The organism is Nocardia sp. NPDC050697 (assembly GCF_040654395.1).
GTDB lineage: Bacteria > Actinomycetota > Actinomycetes > Mycobacteriales > Mycobacteriaceae > Nocardia.
In genome coordinates, this window is sequence record NZ_JBFAHY010000004.1 from 327461 (window position 1) to 343639 (window position 16179).

The 16179-nt window shown below is 71.6% G+C and carries 14 protein-coding genes; 10 read left to right on the forward strand and 4 right to left on the reverse strand.

Annotated elements, in window-relative coordinates; genetic code table 11:
* The first annotated feature begins 400 nt into the window (after positions 1-400).
* Both AB0H71_RS17085 and AB0H71_RS17090 read left to right on the forward strand, forming a co-directional pair.
* Complete coding sequence (locus AB0H71_RS17085) at positions 401-727, forward strand: hypothetical protein (RefSeq protein WP_357021214.1); 327 nt, start codon at positions 401-403, stop codon at positions 725-727.
* A gap of 126 nt (positions 728-853) precedes the next feature.
* Positions 854-1249, forward strand: a complete 396-nt coding sequence (locus tag AB0H71_RS17090; protein ID WP_357021217.1) for a hypothetical protein — start codon at positions 854-856, stop codon at positions 1247-1249.
* 5 nt (positions 1250-1254) lie between these two features.
* On the opposite strand, the gene AB0H71_RS17095 is transcribed toward AB0H71_RS17090, so the two are convergent.
* Entirely contained in the window at positions 1255-2988 is a 1734-nt protein-coding gene (locus AB0H71_RS17095; RefSeq protein WP_357021219.1) for a recombinase family protein, read from the reverse strand.
* Between the two features lie 45 nt (positions 2989-3033).
* On the opposite strand from AB0H71_RS17095, the gene AB0H71_RS17100 reads away from it, so the two are divergent.
* Complete coding sequence (locus AB0H71_RS17100; protein WP_357021222.1) at positions 3034-3714, forward strand: helix-turn-helix transcriptional regulator; 681 nt, start codon at positions 3034-3036, stop codon at positions 3712-3714.
* Positions 3715-4148: 434 nt separating this feature from the next.
* Here the strand turns inward: AB0H71_RS17100 and AB0H71_RS17105 are convergent, their stop codons facing one another.
* Both AB0H71_RS17105 and rpsT read right to left on the reverse strand, forming a co-directional pair.
* Positions 4149-4397 (reverse strand): hypothetical protein, encoded by a 249-nt coding sequence (locus tag AB0H71_RS17105; protein WP_357021225.1) that lies wholly within the window; start codon positions 4395-4397, stop codon positions 4149-4151.
* Between the two features lie 149 nt (positions 4398-4546).
* Entirely contained in the window at positions 4547-4807 is a 261-nt protein-coding gene (rpsT, locus tag AB0H71_RS17110) for a 30S ribosomal protein S20 (RefSeq protein ID WP_357021228.1), read from the reverse strand.
* A 217-nt stretch (positions 4808-5024) separates the two neighbouring features.
* Between rpsT and AB0H71_RS17115 the strand changes: the two genes are divergently transcribed.
* The 4 genes from AB0H71_RS17115 (at position 5025) to AB0H71_RS17130 (ending at position 9326) form a co-directional block, all read left to right on the forward strand.
* Positions 5025-6659 carry a circularly permuted type 2 ATP-grasp protein gene (locus AB0H71_RS17115; RefSeq protein WP_357021231.1) on the forward strand — a complete coding sequence of 545 codons (1635 nt, stop codon included), beginning with the start codon at positions 5025-5027 and terminating at the stop codon, positions 6657-6659.
* Positions 6659-7633 (forward strand): alpha-E domain-containing protein, encoded by a 975-nt coding sequence (locus tag AB0H71_RS17120; protein WP_357021233.1) that lies wholly within the window; start codon positions 6659-6661, stop codon positions 7631-7633. Before AB0H71_RS17115 ends, AB0H71_RS17120 begins: the two co-directional genes overlap by 1 nt.
* Positions 7630-8472 (forward strand): transglutaminase family protein, encoded by an 843-nt coding sequence (locus AB0H71_RS17125; protein WP_357021236.1) that lies wholly within the window; start codon positions 7630-7632, stop codon positions 8470-8472. The genes AB0H71_RS17120 and AB0H71_RS17125 overlap by 4 nt, the downstream gene beginning before the upstream one ends.
* Before the next feature lie 65 nt (positions 8473-8537).
* The gene (locus AB0H71_RS17130; RefSeq protein ID WP_357021239.1) at positions 8538-9326 is read left to right on the forward strand and encodes an aquaporin; all 789 of its coding nucleotides are present in this window, start codon (positions 8538-8540) and stop codon (positions 9324-9326) included.
* A gap of 28 nt (positions 9327-9354) precedes the next feature.
* Here AB0H71_RS17130 and AB0H71_RS17135 read toward each other — a convergent pair whose 3' ends face one another.
* The gene (locus tag AB0H71_RS17135; RefSeq protein WP_357021242.1) at positions 9355-9906 is read right to left on the reverse strand and encodes a type II toxin-antitoxin system PemK/MazF family toxin; all 552 of its coding nucleotides are present in this window, start codon (positions 9904-9906) and stop codon (positions 9355-9357) included.
* 92 nt (positions 9907-9998) lie between these two features.
* Here AB0H71_RS17135 and lepA point away from each other — a divergent pair, with 92 nt between their 5' ends.
* The 3 genes from lepA to AB0H71_RS17150 all read left to right on the forward strand — a co-directional run bounded on the left by lepA (position 9999) and on the right by AB0H71_RS17150 (position 16177).
* The gene (lepA, locus tag AB0H71_RS17140; RefSeq protein WP_357021244.1) at positions 9999-11849 is read left to right on the forward strand and encodes a translation elongation factor 4; all 1851 of its coding nucleotides are present in this window, start codon (positions 9999-10001) and stop codon (positions 11847-11849) included.
* Between the two features lie 202 nt (positions 11850-12051).
* The gene (locus AB0H71_RS17145) at positions 12052-14253 is read left to right on the forward strand and encodes a hypothetical protein (RefSeq protein ID WP_357021247.1); all 2202 of its coding nucleotides are present in this window, start codon (positions 12052-12054) and stop codon (positions 14251-14253) included.
* Between the two features lie 118 nt (positions 14254-14371).
* Entirely contained in the window at positions 14372-16177 is a 1806-nt protein-coding gene (locus AB0H71_RS17150) for a dynamin family protein (RefSeq protein ID WP_357021250.1), read from the forward strand.
* Positions 16178-16179: the final 2 nt, after the last annotated feature.

The following is a 16179-nucleotide window of genomic DNA, read 5'->3' on the forward strand; positions in this document are numbered from 1 at the left end:
CCGACGCACCCGAGATGCAAGATGTCTGCTTGTGAGGTTGTGGGCATATAGGGGCGGGGGGTATAGGGGGAGAGTGGGCGGGGAGGGAGGGGGAGAGTGGGCGGGGAGGGAGGGGGAGAGTGGGCGGGGAGGGAGGGGAAGCCATGGGGTGACGGCGTGAGCATGAGGGAGAGGACGGGGCGGGGGTCTGCGAGCAGTGAATTGAGGCGGGTGGGTCACGGATCGGGACCGGCAGTGGTGTCGGAGCGGTCCGGCGGCGTCGGCCGCAGTCGGCGCGCGCCGCGTCGCGGACGGGCCGCCCATCGTGCGTGCACGCCGGAACTGGCACGCTTTCGCAGGTTCGGGCACAGTGGTTAGCGGTTAGTGGGGACTGACATCACCGAAGGGATGTCGATCACCCATGTCCACCAGCAGAAGAACGCGATCCCGGACCGGGCGGGCCGATGCGGCGCGACGCGCCCACGGTGAGGCGCAGGCGCGAGCGGCTACCCCGGCACCGCCGGATCGGTCGGGCACCGAGCCCTCACCGCAACCGCCGCCGCCCGCGTCGGCGTCGGTGGGGCCGACCAGTGAGGCGACGCGCCGTCTGGTCGCCGAAAGCCGGGCACGTCAGGGGCTGTCGCCGAACATCGACAACCCGGCCGTCATCGAGTCCCTGGCGCTGTTTCTGCGCAACGCCCTGTCCACCCTCGATGAGGACGGCCCCGGCGACGACAGCCGGACATGAGCGGGCCGCAGCCACAGCCCGGATCGGGCGCGCGGCGGGCTGGTCACAAGATCGGGCACACTGGGTGGGGCCAAGGGAGAATCTGCGGGCGGCACGTTTGGGTACTTGATCAAAGGAAGTACCAGCATGTCCGACAACCGAAGAACGCGATCACGCACCAGCAGGGACGAGGCCACCCACCGCGCCCACGCGGACGCGCAAACGCGAGCAATTCTCATGCCGCCGGCCGGTGGTGAGGGTGAGGGCCGAGCGGTCGCACCGTCCGATCAGGCGGTGACCGCAAGCGAGGACGGGGCCGCGCCGCAGCGGGCACCGGCCACCGATGCGAGCAACGCCGCCGCGCCGGGGTGGGTCGGTCCGACCAGTGAAGCGACCCGCCGCCTGGTCGCCGAAAGCCGGGCACGTCAGGGCTTGTCGCCGAACATCGACAACCCGGCCGTCATCGAATCCCTGGCGCTGTTCCTGCGCAACGCCCTGTCCACCCTCGATGAGGACGGCCCCGGCGGCGACGGCGGGGTGTGAGCGGGTCAGAGCTGCCGCCACACGATCTCGACAGAGGACGTGTCGAAGCGCCGTACCCGCCCGTTCTGATCGCGCCACTGCGCGGCGTAGATCCGCGCGGGATGAACGATCACCTTCTCGATCAGGCGGGCAGCGGCATCGTGACGCCACCGCGACCCCTTCGACGCCCACGCCTTGCGCAACTCGCCGGGGCTCGCGCCCAGATCGGCCAGCATCGCCAACGCCCGATCGCTGCGCAGCGAGTCCTGCTCGGCGCGCAGCTTCTTCAACGCGGCCTTGAGCGCGGTGATCGTGCGCTCGATCACCCGCAACTCGTCCTCGTCACCCTCGACACCGGAGAGCAGTTCCGCGCGGCGGTCGGCCTCGGCGTCGAGATTGCCCGCGGTGACTTCGATCCGCCGCTGCAACGCCGCGATCTGCTCGGCGTTGTCGTTGCCGCGCTCGAGCCGCGCGAGGATCTGCGGGTCCTCATAGACCGCGATGACCTGTTCGGCCACGTACATCTCAAGCGCGTCGGCGTCGCGGTAGACCCGCCCGCACCCGCACTCCACCTTGCGCGCGTCCTTGCGGCGGCACACATACCGGCGCTGCTGGGTCTCCCCGTCCGCGCGTTTGCGCCCCAGCAACGACCCGATCATCCGCGCCCCGCACATCTGCCCCGCACGCTCCATCCCTTCCGGGCGCGTACCGGCGCACTCGACCAACCCTGTCAGCCAGTAGTCACCGTTGCGCTGCCGGGGCTTGGTGGGGTCCTTGGCGCGGCTGTGCGCGCGCAACCCGGCGGCGATGGCGTCGTGCTCGGCGCGGGTGAAGATCGCGGGCCACTGCGCGCGGTGGCGGGCACCGGTGCGGGCGTGGACCCGGATGCCGTTGCCTTCGGGATTGTCCAGGCACGGGCAGCGACGCCCGTGCGCGTCGGTGTGCTCGCCCAGGTCGTAGGCAACGTATGCCTCCATCGTCAGCGTCTTGCCGAGCTTGCCCACCCGCCACGCCCTGCCCTGCGCGGTGGTGATCCCGCGCCGGTGCCAGTCGGTGACCAACATGGTCTGCGACTCTCCGTTGATGATCCGCTGCCCGCCCTCGCGCAGCACCGCCACCTCCGACTCCCGCAGCGCGTCACGATCGACCACCTCGGCGCCTGTGAGGGGATGCCGGCCGACGACCTTGCCGTAACCGAAGCGGCGGGAACCGCCCTGGCTGACTCCCTTGGCGGCTTCCTCGCTCATCCGGTCCAACAGGTTCTCGGTGTTGGTCTCCCGGTACTCGACCGACTCGGCGACCTTGACCATGAAGCTCTTGCGCCCCGCGCCGGTGGTCAGGTCGGGATCGGTGTCCTTGACCAGCATCAGCCGCACACCCCGGTCCCGGCCCAGTTTCATCAACTCCGCGCCCAAGTCGTAATCACGAGTCAACCGCGCCACGTCCCGCGCCAGGATCGTCTTGGTCGGACCGGTGGTCACCAGCCGCAGCACCTCCCGCAGCCCCGGCCGGTCGGTATCGGCCCCCGACAGGTCGTTGTCACACAGAATCCGCGCCAACGCCAGCCCCTTGCGCTCGGCATAGGTCAGCTGAGCCTTGGCCTGCAACTGCACACCCTCCGCGCGGTCCTTCTCGTCACGAGAGATGCGGACGTAGCCGTACACCCACTCCGACGGGTCCACCCCGGAAGTCGAATCAGCAAGGGCCGCATTGATTTCGGTCAGCCACTCCGGCTCGGGCCGGGTCGTTCTCAAGGTCATAACTCCACCCTACGAGTAGGAGTGTGCAAATGACCCCTCACTGGGGTGAGCACCGACTATGTGGTCCGGCTGGAGCAGGGGCGCGGGCTGCGGCCCTCGGTCGAGGTGCTGGAGGCGCTCGCCCGGGCGCTGCGGCTCACCGACTCCGAGCGGATCTACCTGTTCGACCTGGCGCAGCAGCGCCCGCCGAGCAGCGCGCAGCCGGAGCGGCAGGTGCCCGCGCCCGCGCTGACCAAGCTCATCCAGGTGTTCTCGCCGCTGCCGGCGATGCTGGTGAACCATCGCTGCGACATCCTGGCCTGGAACCCGGAGATGGCGGCGCTGCTGCTCGACTTCGCCGCGGTCCCCGCCCCGCGCCGGAACTCGCTCTGGCTCTGCCTCATGCACCCGGAGCTGCGCGATTTCTACGGCGATCGGGAGCGGATCATCCAGGACGGTATCGCCGACCTGCGCGCCGCCTGGGCCGCGCACCCGGACGACGCCGCGCTCGCCGCGATGATCGCCGAGCTCTCCGAGACCAGCGCGGAGTTCGCCCGCAACTGGGACCGGCGCGACGTCCTGGTCCGCGGTCGCGGCCGGAAGCCGCTGCACCACCCGGTGGTCGGCGATCTGGTGGTGGAGTTCGAAGTGCTGCTCTCTCAGCAGGATCCGGACCAGCGGATCATCGTCTACCACGCCGCCGACGCCGCCTCCGAAGAAGCGCTCGCCCGCCTCCTCGCCCCGTAGGGCGCACCCCGCCCGCCCTCGCTACCCCCAGGCGGCGGTCGCTGGAGGCCGCGGCGACGTGGGCGACTGTGGGAGGCCGAGCGCCGACGAGGCCGGCCGGAAACTGGTGGTGGCGGAGCCAGCCGCGGGTGGCCGATCGCTGCGTCGCCAGCGGTCGGAAACTGCGACCGCGCAGCCAGCCGGGACAGGCGGAGAGCCGCGGTTTGTCGACTGGCGGCCGCAGCGACGCAACCCGGTCACGATGCCCCCCGCCTCGAGTTCACCGATGAACCGCCGCCGTGGTCTTGTGGGCATCGGCGAGACGCCGAGAGCTGCGGTTACGCGATCGGCCGGAAGCCGTGCTCCCAGATCCGGCGAGACCCCGAGACCATCGACAACACGAACGGCCGGTCGATCAACCCTGAACGATCTCCCGGCCGCCCCGAAGGAACCCCTCACTCCCCGGAAGTGAGCACCAACCCCTCCTCCTCGACCTCCGACTCCTCGAACCGCCCATCCCACTCCTCATACGACGGCACCTCATCGTCCCGCGTGACGATCCACTCCAGCGCGTACCCACCCTCATCATCAGGCACCATCACATTTTCGATCTTGATCCCGATCCCGAGCACCTCGGCGGCCCGGATCACCTCCGGGAGATCCTCGGCTCGGACCACGGTCTGATTCGCGTACACGGTCACCATGTGCGGAATCGTAGCCAGCGCGACGGACACTGCGGGGCTTCCCGCGCGGGTGACGAACGGACGGGCGGAACCGCCGGTGGGTACGACAAAGCCGCCGTGGTCATCGAGGCCACGGCGGCGTACCGCAGGCGCTGGAAGGCGCCGGAAGATCAGATCTTGTTGAAGGCCAGCGCCAGCGCGGACTTCTTGTTGGCCGCCTGGTTGGAGTGGATGACGCCCTTGGAGGCGGCCTTGTCCAGCTTGCGGCTGGCAAAGCGCAGCCGCTCGGCCGCCACGTCCTTGTCGCCGGAGTCGGCGGCCTCGCGGAAGCTGCGGATCGCGGTGCGCAGCGCCGACTTCACCGACTGGTTGCGCAGCCGCGCCGCCTCGTTGGTGCGAATCCGCTTCAGCTGGGACTTGATATTGGCCACGCCGGTATCCTCTGGTTCCTGTCGGTTAGGTGTGCTTCGAAAGCTCATGCGCACGCGGTGGTCGCACCGGAGGGGTGCGGACCAGCAGGTAACGCTGCGCCGAAGGTCGAGGTTACCAGCAGCCCGCGCGCGGACGAAATCGCGGTCCGATCGTTCGTAGCGCGAAATTAACCTGCGTCTCACGCGAACCGGACACGGGCATTGCAACCTCGGAAAGATGACCGCTCTGCGCCCCGCCACCACGACCGGCGTCTTCGACGGCTACGGCCCCGGCCGGTTCCGCGAGGCGTTCGACGAGATGTTCGCCCCGGACGGCGCGGTCCGGCCACCCTACGCCGGGCTCTTCGCCGCGCTCGCCCCGATTCACGCCGACGAGCTGGCGGCGCGCTTCGACGCGCTCGGTCGCGCCTTCGTCGACCAGGGCATCACCTTCTCGCACTCCGGGCAGGAGCGGCCGTTCCCGCTGGACCTGGTGCCCCGGGTGCTCGCGGCCGCGGAGTGGTCGGAGCTGGAGGCGGGGATCCGGCAGCGGGTGCGGGCGCTGGAGCTCTTCCTCGCCGATGTCTACGGCGAGCGGCAGATCCTGCGCGAGGGGGTGATCCCGAAGCGGCTGGTGACCTCGTGCGCGCACTTCCACCGCGCGGCGGTGGGGGTGGTGCCGCCGAACGGGGTGCGGATCCACGTAGCGGGGGTCGATGTGATCCGCGATGAAAAGGGCGGCTTCCGGGTGCTGGAGGACAACCTGCGCTCGCCCTCCGGCGTCTCCTACGTGATGGAGAACCGGCGCACGATGGCCAGGGTCTTCCCCGACCTCTTCGGCTCACACCGGGTGCGGGCGGTCGGCGACTACCCGGCGCACCTGCTGCGCGCGCTGCGCGCCGCGGCGGCGCCGAACGAGGCCGATCCGACGGTGGTGGTGCTCACCCCCGGCGTGCACAACTCCGCCTACTTCGAGCACTCGCTGCTGGCCAGGCAGATGGGGGTGGAGCTGGTCGAGGGGCGCGACCTCTTCTGCCGGGACAACGTGGTTTACATGCGCACCACGGCGGGGGAGCGCCAGGTCGACGTGATCTACCGGCGCATCGACGACACCTTCCTCGACCCCATGCACTTCCGCCCGGACTCGGTGCTCGGCGTCGCCGGGGTGCTGAACGCGGCCCGCGCGGGCACCGTGGTGATCGCCAACGCGGTGGGCAACGGGGTCGGCGACGACAAGCTCGTCTACGCCTACCTGCCCACCATCATCGAGTACTACCTGCGGGAAGGGCCGATCCTGCGCAATGTCGACACCTTCCGCTGCTGGCTCGACGACGAGTGCGCGGAGGTGCTCGACCGGCTGGCCGAGCTGGTGGTCAAGCCGGTGGAGGGCTCCGGCGGGTACGGCATCGTGATCGGCCCGGACGCCTCGCGCGCCGAGCTGGCCGAGGTCGCGGCGAACATCAGGGCGAATCCGCGCGGCTGGATCGCGCAGCCCGTGGTGCAGCTCTCGACGGTGCCGACGAAGGTCGGCGACACCCTGGTGCCGCGCCACGTCGACCTGCGGCCGTTCGCGGTGAACGACGGCGAGCAGATCTGGGTGCTGCCGGGCGGGCTCACCCGGGTGGCGCTGCCGGAGGGCTCGCTGGTGGTGAACTCCAGCCAGGGCGGCGGCAGCAAGGACACCTGGGTGCTCTCCGCGCAGGTCGCGGAGGCCGAGCGCGAGCTGGGCGGTGCGGAGCTGGTGGCCGAGCCGCCGCAGGCCGACGCCTTCGAGTCCGGCCGGGAGCTGAGCCCGGCGCAGGCGGGGCAGCAACAGCAGCAGCAACAGCAGGCGGCCCGCTCGGCCGGGCCCGCGACCGGAGGGAGCACCTGATGCTGGCCAGGAACGCGGAATCGCTCTACTGGATCGGCCGCTACGTGGAGCGCGCCGACGACACCGCCCGGATCCTCGACGTCGCGGTGCACCAGTTGCTGGAGGACGCCACCGTCGACCCGGACCGCACCTCGCGGCTGCTGCTCCGGGTGCTCGGCATCGAGCCGCCGCCCGGCGTCCTCGACGTCTGGTCGGTGACCGAGCTGGTGGCCTTCAGCCACGCGCACGGCGGCTCGATCGTGCACTCGGTCGGCAAGGCAAGGGAGAACGCGCGCGGCGCCCGCGAGGTGACCTCGGGGGAGATGTGGGAGTGCCTGAACGCCACCTACAACGGGCTGGCCGCCGCCGAGTCCGCGGCCCGCGGCCTCGGCCCGCACGAGTTCTTCCACTTCGTGAAGGACCGCGCGGCCATGTTCGCCGGGCTCTCCGACTCCACCCTGAGCCGCGACGACGGCTACCGCTTCCTGCTGCTCGGCCGGGCCATCGAGCGGGTCGACATGACGGTGCGGCTGCTGCTCTCCCGGGCGGGTGACCGCACCTCGTCGCCGGCCTGGGTGACGGTGCTGCGCTCGGCGGGCGCGCACGACACCTACCTGCGCACGCACCGCGGCGCGCTGGACGCCAACCTGGTGGCGGAGTTCATCCTGCTCGACCGGCTCTTCCCACGCTCGGTCTTCCACTCGGTGCGGGTGGCCGAGGCCTGCCTGGCCGAGCTGGACCAGCGGCCGAGCAGCCGGGTCGGGGCGCGGCACGAGGCGCAGCGGCTGCTCGGCCGGGCCCGCAGCGAGCTGGAGTTCCTGGCGCCCGGGGTACTGCTGGAGGACCTGCAGACCCGGCTGCTCTCGCTGCAGCGCACCTGCCGCGAGGTGAGCGAGGCGGTGGCGCTGCAGTACTTCCACGCCGCGCCCTGGGTGGCCTGGACCGATCTGCAGGTCAGCCACGATCAGCGCGTCGGCGCGGAGGGGGAGCTGTGAGCTGGCGGACCCGGGTGGTGCACACCACCGACTACCTCTACGACACACCGGTCACCCGGTCCTACAACGAGGCCAGGCTGACCCCGCGTGCCGACCACCGGCAGAACGTGGTGCTGAACCGGGTGGAGACGGTGCCCGCCACCCGCTCCTACCGCTACACCGACTACTGGGGCACCGCGGTGACCGCCTTCGACCTGCACGCGCCGCACACCGAGCTGCAGGTGATCGGCTCCTCGGTGGTGGAGACCGAGCCCTTCCCCGGCCCGGCCGAGGAGCTGAGCTGGGACGAGCTCCGCACCGGTGCGGTCACCGACCGCTTCGACGAGCTGCTCGCGCCGACGCCCTACGTCCCGCTCGACGACGATCTGCACGTCGTCGCCGAGCGGCTCGCGCGCACCGACTCGCCGGCCAAGGCGGTGGTGCGGGCGGCCGAGTGGGTGCACCGGGAGATGGACTACACCCCGGCCAGCACCTCGGTGCACACCTCGGCGGTGCAGGCCTTCGCCGAGCGCCGCGGCGTCTGCCAGGACTACGCGCACCTGACCCTGCTGCTGCTGCGCGCCATGCGGATCCCGAGCCGGTACGTCTCCGGGTACCTGCACCCGCAGCCGGCGGCGGAGCTCGGGGCGACCGTCGAGGGGCAGTCGCACGCCTGGATCGAGGCCTGGACCGGCCAGTGGTGGGGGTACGACCCGACCAACGACATCGCCATCAACGAGCAGCACGTCTCGGTCGGCGTCGGCCGCGACTACTCCGACGTGCCGCCGCTGAAGGGGATCTTCTCCGGCGGCGGCTCGACCGATATGCGCGTGGTGGTGGAGATCACCCGGATCGCGTAGTACGTTCACTACCGCTCGACCTCTCAGCAAATATGCAGTTTCCTTTGGAAGCACGAGGTGGCGGTATGTCTCCCACGGCACAGGAAATCGTCGAAGAAGCCGTCGAGCAGCGGCCGATTCCCGACGCGAAGAAATGGGGCGCCGAGGCATTCGGCACCTTCATCCTGGTGATCGGCGGTGTCGGCACCGCCGTGCTGGCCGGGCAGCGGGTCGGCGCGCTCGGCGTCGCGCTCGCCTTCGGGCTCACCCTGCTCTTCCTGGTCTACGCGATCGGGCCGATCTCCGGCTGCCACGTGAACCCCGCGGTGACCCTCGGGCAACTGCTGCTCGGGCGGCTCGGCCTGGTGAGCGCGGTGGGGTACTGGATCGCCCAGCTGATCGGCGGGCTGCTGGCCGGGCTGGTGCTCTTCGCGCTGGCCAAGAACCTGCCCAGCTACGACCGCGCGGTCGACGGCCTCGGCGCCAACGGCTGGGGCAGCCACAGCCCCTCGGCCACCACCGGCCCGCTCGGCATGGTGGTGATCGAGGACGGCTACGGCCTGGCCGCGATGATCATCGTCGAGGTCATGCTGACCGCGCTGCTGGTCTTCGTGGTGCTCGCCTCCACCGACCAGATCTCCGACCTGCCGCTGGCCGGCATCTCGATCGGCTTCACGCTGGCGGTGATCCACCTGATCTCGATCCCGGTGGACAACACCTCGGTGAACCCGGCGCGCAGCATCGCGGTCGCGCCGTACCAGGACGGCGCGATGGGGCAGCTCTGGGCGTTCATCGTGTTCCCGCTGCTCGGCGGGGTGCTCGGCGCGCTGCTCTACGGGCTGCTCTTCGGCCGCTCGCGCGACGTCATCGCCTGACGACCGGGGCTCAGCCCGACGACCCGGCTCAGTGCCAGCCGTACTCGGCGACCAGCCGGTGCGCGACCAGGTCGAAGGTCTTGCGCGCCAGCACCGCGCCCTCGCGCCGGATGCCGGCCTCCGGCACGTCGAGCACCCGGTCCAGCCGGACCCAGCTCGGCCTGCCGTCGTGGTCCCAGCTGCCGCTGCCGATGCCGATCCAGTCCGAATCGTGCGCGCGCTCGGCGTTCGAGGAGAGCATCAGCCCGAGCAGGGTGCGCCGGTCCCGGCCGACCACGAGCACCGGGCGGTCCTTGCCGTTGCTCGGATCCTCCTCGAAGGGCACCCAGGTCCAGACGATCTCGCCGGGGTCGGCGCGGCCGTCCAGCTGCGGGGCGTAGACGATCTGCCTGGCGCGCTCGGCGGTGGGCACCGGTACCGAGGCGGTGGGCCGCACCGAGACGCTCTTGCGCCGGGTACCGGAGAGCGAACCGAGCAGCCGCTCCGCGATTTTCGGTCCCTGCTGCCTGACGATCTTCGGGCCCTGCTGCCTGGCGATGGTGCCGAGCTGCTTGCCGATCGTGTTCCAACTTCGGGCCATCCCCGAAGGATAACGGCCAACCGCCGAGGTCGCCCGCACGGTGGTCATGGGACGATGGTGCCTGCCCCCGCAGACCAGAGCCGAGGAGTGGAGTGCCCGCCAGCTTCGCCGACACCACGTTCACCGATCCGTCCCGGATCCGGAACTTCTGCATCATCGCCCACATCGATCACGGCAAGTCGACGCTGGCCGATCGGATGCTGCAGCTCACCGGAGTGGTCGAGGAGCGGGCGATGCGCGCGCAGTACCTCGACCGCATGGACATCGAGCGCGAGCGCGGCATCACCATCAAGGCGCAGAACGTCCGGCTGCCGTGGCAGCTGGACGGCGCCGAGTACGTCATGCACCTGATCGACACCCCCGGCCACGTCGACTTCACCTACGAGGTGTCGCGCGCGCTGGAGGCCTGCGAGGGCGCGGTGCTGCTGGTCGACGCGGCGCAGGGCATCGAGGCGCAGACGCTGGCGAACCTGTACCTGGCGCTGGACAAGGACCTGACGGTCATCCCGGTGCTGAACAAGATCGACCTGCCCGCCGCCGACCCGGACCGCTACGCCGCCGAGATCGCGCACATCATCGGCTGCGAGCCGGACGACGTGCTCCGGGTCTCCGGCAAGACCGGCGTCGGCGTGCCGGAGCTGCTGGACGAGGTGGTCCGGCAGATCCCGGCGCCGGTGGGGCAGGCGGACGCCCCGGCGCGCGCCATGATCTTCGACTCGGTCTACGACACCTACCGCGGCGTCGTCACCTACGTGCGCGTGGTGGACGGCAAGCTGACCCCGCGCGAGAAGATCAAGATGATGTCCACCGGGGCCACCCACGAGCTGCTGGAGATCGGCATCGTCTCGCCGGAGCCCAAGGCGACCGCCGGGCTCGGCGTCGGCGAGGTGGGGTACCTGATCACCGGCGTGAAGGACGTGCGGCAGTCCAAGGTCGGCGATACCGTGACCGCCGCCCGCAACGGCGCCGCCGAGCCGCTCACCGGCTACCGCGAGCCGCGCCCGATGGTCTACTCCGGGCTCTACCCGGTGGACGGCTCCGACTACCCGGACCTGCGCGACGCGCTGGAGAAGCTCCAGCTCAACGATGCCGCGCTGACCTTCGCGCCGGAGACCTCGGTGGCGCTCGGCTTCGGCTTCCGCTGTGGCTTCCTCGGGCTGCTGCACATGGAGATCACCCGCGAGCGGCTGCAGCGCGAGTTCGACCTGGAGCTGATCTCCACCGCGCCGAACGTGGTGTACCGGGTGGACATGGAGGACGGCGCCGAGCACGTGGTGACGAACCCCTCGTTCTGGCCGGAGGGCAAGGTCAACTCGGTGTACGAGCCGGTGGTGAAGTGCACCATCATCTCGCCGAGCGAGTTCATCGGCTCGATCATGGAGCTCTGCCAGTCCCGCCGCGGCGAGCTGGGCGGCATGGACTACCTCTCCGAGACCCGGGTCGAGCTGCGGTACACGCTGCCCATGGCGGAGATCATCTTCGACTTCTTCGACTCGCTGAAGTCGCGCACCCGCGGCTACGCCAGCCTGGACTACGAGGAGTCCGGCGAGCAGGTCTCGCAGCTGGTCAAGGTGGACATCCTGCTGCAGGGTGAGGCGGTGGACGCGTTCAGCGCCATCGTGCACCGGGACGCCGCGCAGGCGTACGGCCACAAGATGACCACCAAGCTGCGCGAGCTCATCCCGCGCCAGCAGTTCGAGGTGCCGATCCAGGCCGCCATCGGCTCGAAGATCATTGCGCGCGAGAACATCAGGGCCATCCGCAAGGACGTGCTCGCCAAGTGCTACGGCGGCGATATCAGCCGCAAGCGCAAACTGCTGGAGAAGCAGAAGGAAGGCAAGAAGCGGATGAAGACGATCGGCCGGGTGGAGGTGCCACAGGAGGCCTTCGTGGCCGCGCTCTCCTCGGACGCCGCGGCCGACAAACCGAAGGACAAGAAGTAGCACCGGACCGCCGGTCCGGAAAGTCGGACCGAAACGGGGCTTTCGTTCAACTCCCGCCTTTGGCAAGGTAGGGGTGCTCACCACAACCGAGCGCTGCGAGCGGCGGAGAATATGACAGCTCCGGGCCCGCGAAATAGGGTGGGGCCGACTCCGCGGGATGCCCGGTGTGGTGCGCCGCAGGAAATCGAGAGCTGGAGCTTCAATGACGCGTGATCTGCCCTTCGACGACGACGAGACGGGCGAGCGCGGGGGCGGGGACACCGCATACCGTGTGGCCAACGGCGTGGCGCGCACCGCGCGGGCCGGCGCCTACGTCACCGGCGGCGCGCTGGTCGCGGCAAACGGCGGCGGCGTGCCCGCCCAGCCCGGGTCGGAGCAGCACCTGGACAGCTGGAACGCGGGCTGGGCGCGGAGCAGCGATCCGGATCCCGATGTCCCGAGCCCGGTCCTGACCTTTCCGGACCAGGGCCCGGCCACCGCGGCGCCGCACCCGGTCGCGCACCCGGGGCCGAGCGCCCCGCCGGCGGCGACCGAGGTGACGCTCCCGGCGCCGGGGCTCCGCTTCGGCACGCCGCCCGGCGGCACCGACAGCATGGTGGCCGCCGTCCCGCCGACCCCCGGCTGGGGCGGCGCGGCGACGCCGGGTCTCGAGGTCGGCCACGCGCCCGGCGCGGGCCAGATCCCGCTCACCCCCGGCTGGGACTCCGCGGCGGTGTCGCCGACCCCGGGCTGGTCCGGGCACGAGTTCGAGCTGCCCGGCACCGGGACGCCGCTCTTCCAGGCGCCCGAGATGCCGAGCTGGTGGGACGGGATCGGCGGCAAGCCGGAGGACGACGACCAGGCCGACGGCTTCGGCCTCCCGGCGCACGGCCTCGGCCAGGCCGGGCACGGCTTCGGCACCGGCGACATCACTTTCACCGCACCGGGCGCCGACCCGCTCGGCCTGACCCGGATGTCGGACGCCGACGCGGTGCGCACCGAGGACGGCCACCACGGCCACCACGACTCCGGCACGCCGGGAACGGGTTTCGGCGGCGGGCTCTTCGACGGCATCGGCAGCGACCCGTTCGGCGTGTACTTCGGCGTCGACGCGGGCGCGGAGATCGATACCCACTTCACCGTGGACTTCGGGCTCGGGCCGCAGGGCGCCTACCTCTACACCGATCTCCGGGTGGAGGCCTCCGCCGGGGTCACGGTGGAGACCGCCGCGGGCACCGGCATCGGCGACCAGCTCGACCGCTTCGGCGAGTGGCTCGGCTCCACCCCCGGCGCCGGCCGCACCGGCACCGAGAGCGCGCTGCCGGGGGCGAGCGGCTCCGGGCTTAGCTCCGGGCTCGGCGGCTCCGGCGCGGGCGCGCCCGCGGGTCCCGGCTTCGTGCCGCCGCCGGCGCCGGTCCACGCCGCCACCGCGCCCGCGCCGCAGCCCGCGCCGGTGGCACCGGCCGCCGCGGTGCCGATCGCCGTCGCCCCGGCCGTTGTCGCGCCGCCGGTGGTGGCCGCGACCCCGCTGCAGACCACCATCCAGCCGGACGCCGCGAGCACCCCGATCGCCAATGTGCTCGCGCCGCCGCCGGGGCCGTCGCCGCTCACCGCGCCCGCCGCCGACCTGCCGCTGCTCTTCCCGGCCGTGGTGCAGCCGCCGCCGCGCCCGGAGCCGAGCACCCCGCCGGTCACCGATCACACCGCGCCGCACGGTGATCCGGCCGGTCCGGGCACCGGGCTGCCGACCACGGTCACCCGGACCACGGTCCAGGTGCCGCCGGTGGAGCCGAGCACCCCGGCCACCCGGCCCGGCGCCGAGACCGGCGTGACCACCAAGCCCGCGCCGACCACGCTCCCCGACGTCACCGTCACCAAGATCCCGCCCACCGCCGACACCCGTCCGAGCCAGGGCAGCACCGCCCCGAGCGCCGACGCCACCACCCCCGGCGGCGCGGGCAGCACGGCGCCGACCGCGCCGGCCACCCGCCCGGAGGCCCCGACCCGGCCGAGCACCGCGGACCAGCCGGAGCCGAGCCGCCCTGCCACCGGTGGTGATCCCGGCACCGGCCGCCCCACCTCGGGCGGCGACAGCGGCGGATCAGGCACCGGCACGGCGCCGACCGTCGACGTCCCCACGCAGGCGGTGCCGACCCCGGTCAAGCCGCCTACCGCCGATCAGCCGGGTACCGTTCCGACGGTGGACAATCCGTCCGTCCCGGTCCCGCCGAACCCCGCCACCCAGCCGAAGCCGAGCGCGCACGGCATCGCGGACGACGGCAGCGGGCACTGGTGGCAGCTGCCCGCGCTGACCCACCACGCCCCGCACACCCTGGCGGCGAGCGAATTCGGCACCACCGCCGCGTTCGGCTACGGTGACCCGCTGCACCCGCTGCCGGACGACCACCACGGCGCGCTGCTGTAGCGGCCGGACCGAGCGGTTTCGTACCGCGCCGATGCGAACGGCGGTCCGATGCACCACTATGGCTGGAAACATCGCGGCGCCGGTCGGCTTCGCGAGGATCGAGAGTGAGGAGACCGGCTTGTCTGCCGTAGCCGGGCTTGAGGCAGCGACGGCGAAGAATCCGGAGGTCATGGCGCCGCTCATCCGGATCCTCGAGGACCTCAGGGAGACGGCCCGGTTCGCGGGGCGCGAGGATCTGAACGGCCGCATCGGCATGGCGCTGGCCAAGCTCAGCGATCCGCGGGTGCGGCTGGTCGTCGTCGGGCGGCCCAGGTCCGGGATGAGCACCGTGGTGAACAGCCTGATCGGCGCCGCGGTGAGCATCACCGACGGCGACGGCGTCCCGGTGATCGTCGAGTACGGGACGGAATCGGCTGCGACGCTGGTCAAGTCGATCGCGCCGGGGCGCACCGAGCGGGCCCCGATCGATCCGCGCGGGGTCGCCGCGGCGCTGGCCGCCACCGACGGCGTGGTCCGGATCGAGTACACCGAGCCGAGCCCGTTCCTGGCCGACGGCATCGTGCTCATGGACGCGCCCGGCTCGACCGGCGACGACCACACCTCGTGGTCGATGATCGCCGCCGCCGACGCGGTGCTCTACGTGACCGACGCGGGCGCCGAGTTCGACGCCGAGCAGCTGGAGCAGCTGGACCGCATCCACCGGGTCTGCCCGACCGTCATCTGCGTGCTCACCAAGATCGACCAGTACCCGCACTGGTCCGCGGTGCAGCAGCGCAACCGCGACCTGCTCGACTCGGCCGGGCTCGGCCTCGCGGTCGCCCCGATCTCCGCGCAGCTGCACCTGGACGCGGTCGCCGACGGCGACTACCACCGGGATATCGAATCCGGGCTGCCGCAGCTCGTCGACCACCTGCGCGATTTCGTGGTCGGCCGCGCCGACGTGGTGGCCAGGGAGGCCGCCATCGGCGACATCCGGCTGATCGCCGGGCACCTGGAGGGCTCGCTGCGCACCGAGCAGGAGTCGCTGCGCGATCCGCGCAGGCGCGCCGAGATCACCCGGCGACTATCCCTGGCCAGGGACGAGGCCGACCAGCTCCGGCAGCGCACCGCGAACTGGCAGGTGACGCTGGTGGACGGCAGCACCGAGCTGATGGCCGATATCGAGCACGACCTGCGGCACCGGCTGCGCAGCCTGGTCCGCGACGCCGAGGCCGAGATCACCGAGAGCGATCCGGCCAAGCGCTGGAAGGAGTTCGCCGCCGACCTGGACGCCAGGATCTGCGAGGCGGTCGAGGAGAACTTCGTGGTCGCGCACTACCGCTCGGTGGAGCTGTGCGAGCAGGTGGCGGGGAAGTTCCCGGCGCACCACCGGATGCCGCCGCTGCCCGACCTGCGGCTGGCCAACCCCGGCGAGGTGCTGGAGGAGGTGGCCCCGCTGGAGCCGCTGGAGAGCGGCAAGCCCGGCGTCACCCAGCAGTTCCTCTCCGCGCTGCGCGGCTCCTACGGCGGCATCCTCATGGTCGGCCTCGCCACCAGCCTGCTCGGCATGTCGCTGGTGAACTGGTACTCGGCCGGAGCCGGGGTGCTGCTCGGCGTGAACGCGCTCTGGGACGACCGGAAGGCGCGCAAGCAGCGCCGCCGCGCCGAGGCGAAGGTCGCGGTGGCCCGGCTCATGGACGACGTGGTCTTCCAGGTCGGCAAGGAATCCAGGAACCGGCTGCGCGCGGTGCAGCGCGCGCTCCGCGACCACTTCACCGAGCTGGCCACCGAGGTGCTGCGCGGCGCCGACGAGGTGCTGCGGGTGGCATCGGAGGCCGACGGCCGCTACGGCCACCGCCGCGCCGAGCGCCTCGCCGAGCTGGAGCGGCACCTCGACGAGCTGCGCGGCGTACGCGGCCGGGCCGAGGCGCTCGCGCCCTTCTGACC

Bases quoted from the DNA above. Each gene is read 5' to 3' on its own strand.
- AB0H71_RS17145 (WP_357021247.1), top strand. From the start codon at position 12,052: ATGACGCGTGATCTGCCCTTCGACGACGACGAGACGGGCGAGCGCGGG.
- AB0H71_RS17115 (WP_357021231.1), top strand. From the start codon at position 5,025: ATGACCGCTCTGCGCCCCGCCACCACGACCGGCGTCTTCGACGGCTAC.
- AB0H71_RS17130 (WP_357021239.1), top strand. From the start codon at position 8,538: ATGTCTCCCACGGCACAGGAAATCGTCGAAGAAGCCGTCGAGCAGCGG.
- AB0H71_RS17105 (WP_357021225.1), bottom strand. From the start codon at position 4,397: ATGGTGACCGTGTACGCGAATCAGACCGTGGTCCGAGCCGAGGATCTC.
- AB0H71_RS17135 (WP_357021242.1), bottom strand. From the start codon at position 9,906: ATGGCCCGAAGTTGGAACACGATCGGCAAGCAGCTCGGCACCATCGCC.
- AB0H71_RS17095 (WP_357021219.1), bottom strand. From the start codon at position 2,988: ATGACCTTGAGAACGACCCGGCCCGAGCCGGAGTGGCTGACCGAAATC.
- AB0H71_RS17090 (WP_357021217.1), top strand. From the start codon at position 854: ATGTCCGACAACCGAAGAACGCGATCACGCACCAGCAGGGACGAGGCC.
- AB0H71_RS17085 (WP_357021214.1), top strand. From the start codon at position 401: ATGTCCACCAGCAGAAGAACGCGATCCCGGACCGGGCGGGCCGATGCG.
- AB0H71_RS17120 (WP_357021233.1), top strand. From the start codon at position 6,659: ATGCTGGCCAGGAACGCGGAATCGCTCTACTGGATCGGCCGCTACGTG.